Source organism: Pseudomonas sp. CBZ-4 (assembly GCF_000346755.1).
GTDB lineage: Bacteria > Pseudomonadota > Gammaproteobacteria > Pseudomonadales > Pseudomonadaceae > Aquipseudomonas.
Map to the genome: position 1 here is coordinate 1 of NZ_ANNV01000022.1, position 2,576 is coordinate 2,576.

A 2,576-nucleotide genomic window follows, 5' to 3' on the forward strand; every position below is an offset into this window, starting at 1 on the left:
ATAGACCGAGGTGTCTGCATCGCAGGCAAGCCAGCTCCCACATTGATTGTGTTTGCAGCTTTAAATCAGGCGGTTTTCCAGGTGATCTGTTCTTCACCGTCTTCGCTGATCCGAATCCAGGTATCAGCGCTTTCCTCACCTTCCTCCTCAACCCACGTCCCCGGCGCGCAACGCACTTCGACGTTCAGCGCAGCAAACGCGGCGCGGGCGCAGGCGATGTCGTCGTCCCACGGGGTCTGGTCGCTTTCCAGGTACAGGCTGTTCCATTTGCCTACGGCCTTGGGCAGCCAGGTGACGGGTACGTTGCCGGCCTTGCACTTGTAGGTCTGGCCTTTCTGCACCCAATCGGTACATGGGCCCAGGGCGGCGCCCAGCCAGGCGGCGACGGCTTTGTAGTCGACGTCGGCGTCCTTCAGGTAAATCTCGATATCGGGTTGGCGCATGGATGTTCCTCGTTGCGGGATTTTAAAAATCCATTCGCGGAAAAGTCGGTTATTGAAGCACGAAATAGTCGTAACGCATCGACACAGTGACAGACAGCGGCTCGGCCGCCTCGATCACTTCGGCACGTTTTTCGGCGCTGGCGCGCCAGCCGTGGGGTGTCATGGCCAGCAGGTTGGCGCGGTCTTGAGGCTCGGCCAGGCTCAGGGTGAACTCCAGGGTTTCGCTATGGGCCAGGCTCATGCCGTCCGGCACCAGGGCCAGGTGCTTGTCGTCGGTGTACTCGCGCACTTCGTCGTACAGGCGCTCGCGCAGTTCCATCAGGTGGCCGCTGGTCGGGCCGACCTTCATCAGGCCGCCGCCAGGGCTGAGCAGGCGCTTGGCCTCTTCCCAGTCCAACGGGCTGAACACGCTGGCGAGAAACTGGCAGCTGCCTGACGCCAATGGCACGCGGGCCATGCTGGCGATCAACCAGGTCAGCGCCGGGTTGCGCTTGCACGCACGCTTGACGGCTTCCTTGGAAATGTCCAGCGCATAGCCATCCGCCTGGGGCAGGGCGTCGGCGATTTGCGCGGTGTAGTAACCCTCGCCACAGCCAATGTCCACCCAGCGCGCCGGGGCACGTTCTGCCGCCAGTTCGGCCAGGCGCTTGGCCACCGGGGCGTAGTGCCCGGCGTTGAGGAAGTCACGGCGCGCCTCGACCATGGCGAGGTTGTCGCCCGGGTCGCGGCTGTTCTTGTGCTGCACCGGCAAGAGGTTCAGGTAACCCTGGCGCGCGCGGTCGAAACGGTGCCCGGCGGGGCACGCAACGCCATTGTCCACCGCGTTGAGCGGGGCGCTGCAGAGGGGGCAGGCGAGCATCAGGCGAGCAACTTGATCAGGGTCTGGTAGTAGATCTCGGTCAGCACATCGAGATCGCTGGCCAGAATGCGTTCGTTGACCTGGTGGATCGTCGCGTTGACCGGACCCAGTTCTACCACTTGGGTACCGAGGGTGGCGATGAAACGCCCATCCGAGGTACCGCCGCTGGTGGACGCCTTGGTCTCACGCCCGGTGATCGCCTTGATGCTGGCCGAGACCGCATCCAGCAACGCGCCCGGTTCGGTGAGGAACGGCAGGCCCGACAGCGCCCATTCCACATGCCAGTCCAGGCCGTGCTTGTCGAGGATCGCCGCGACGCGCTGTTGCAGGCCTTCGACGGTGGATTCGGTGGAGAAGCGGAAGTTGAACACCGCCGTCAGGTCACCGGGAATCACGTTGGTGGCGCCGGTGCCGGAGTTCAGGTTGGAGATCTGGAAGCTGGTCGGCGGGAAGAAGGTGTTGCCGTCGTCCCAATGCTCGGCGGCCAGTTCGGCCAGGGCCGGTGCGGCCAGGTGGATCGGGTTCTTCGCCAGGTGCGGGTAGGCCACGTGGCCTTGCACGCCGCGCACGGTCAGGGTGGCCCCGAGGGAGCCGCGACGGCCGTTCTTGACCACATCGCCCACCAGCGTGGTGCTCGACGGTTCGCCGACGATGCACCAGTCCAGGCGCTCCTTGCGCGCGGCCAGGCGTTCGATCACAGCCTTGGTGCCGTGGTGCGCCGGGCCTTCTTCATCGCTGGTGATCAGGAAGGCGACCGAGCCCTTGTGGTCCGGGTAGTCGTGCACGAAGCGCTCGGAAGCCACCAGCATCGCCGCCAGGCTGCCTTTCATGTCTGCCGCGCCACGGCCGCAGAGCATGCCGTTGTCATCGATCAATGCGTCGAACGGGTCGTTCTGCCAGGCCTGCACCGGGCCTGTCGGGACCACGTCGGTGTGACCGGCGAAGCACAGCACCGGGCCTTCGTGCTTGCCGTGGGTGGCCCAGAAATTGTCCACGTCCTCGATGCGCATCGGCTCCAGCGCAAAACCGGCGTCGCCCAGGCGCTGCATCATCAGCTTCTGGCAATCGGCGTCGATCGGCGTTACCGAGGGGCGACGGATCAGGTCGATGGCAAGTTGAAGGGTCGGCGAAAGGTCGGCATGGGCCGTCATGGGAAAACTCCGGGAAGCGTGGTGTGGGCGCAGGACGAATGTGGAATACAGAGCTCGGGGCGATGTAGAGCCAATGTGGGAGCTGGCTTGCCTGCGATAGCATCGCCGCGGTGTGCCAGCCAG

The 2,576-nt window shown here is 64.6% G+C and carries 3 protein-coding genes; all 3 read right to left on the reverse strand.

The window, feature by feature from the left end; all coding sequences use genetic code 11:
- Positions 1-65: 65 nt before the first annotated feature.
- From B348_RS0102915 to dapE, 3 genes are read right to left on the reverse strand one after another with little or no spacing between them, the layout of a single operon-like run.
- Entirely contained in the window at positions 66-443 is a 378-nt protein-coding gene (locus B348_RS0102915; protein ID WP_017734665.1) for a hypothetical protein, read from the reverse strand.
- A 49-nt stretch (positions 444-492) separates the two neighbouring features.
- Positions 493-1,302, reverse strand: coding sequence for a putative RNA methyltransferase (locus B348_RS0102920; protein WP_017734666.1), 810 nt, complete (start codon positions 1,300-1,302; stop codon positions 493-495).
- Positions 1,302-2,453, reverse strand: coding sequence for a succinyl-diaminopimelate desuccinylase (gene dapE / locus B348_RS0102925; protein WP_017734667.1), 1,152 nt, complete (start codon positions 2,451-2,453; stop codon positions 1,302-1,304). The genes B348_RS0102920 and dapE overlap by 1 nt, the downstream gene beginning before the upstream one ends.
- Positions 2,454-2,576 lie beyond the last annotated feature (123 nt).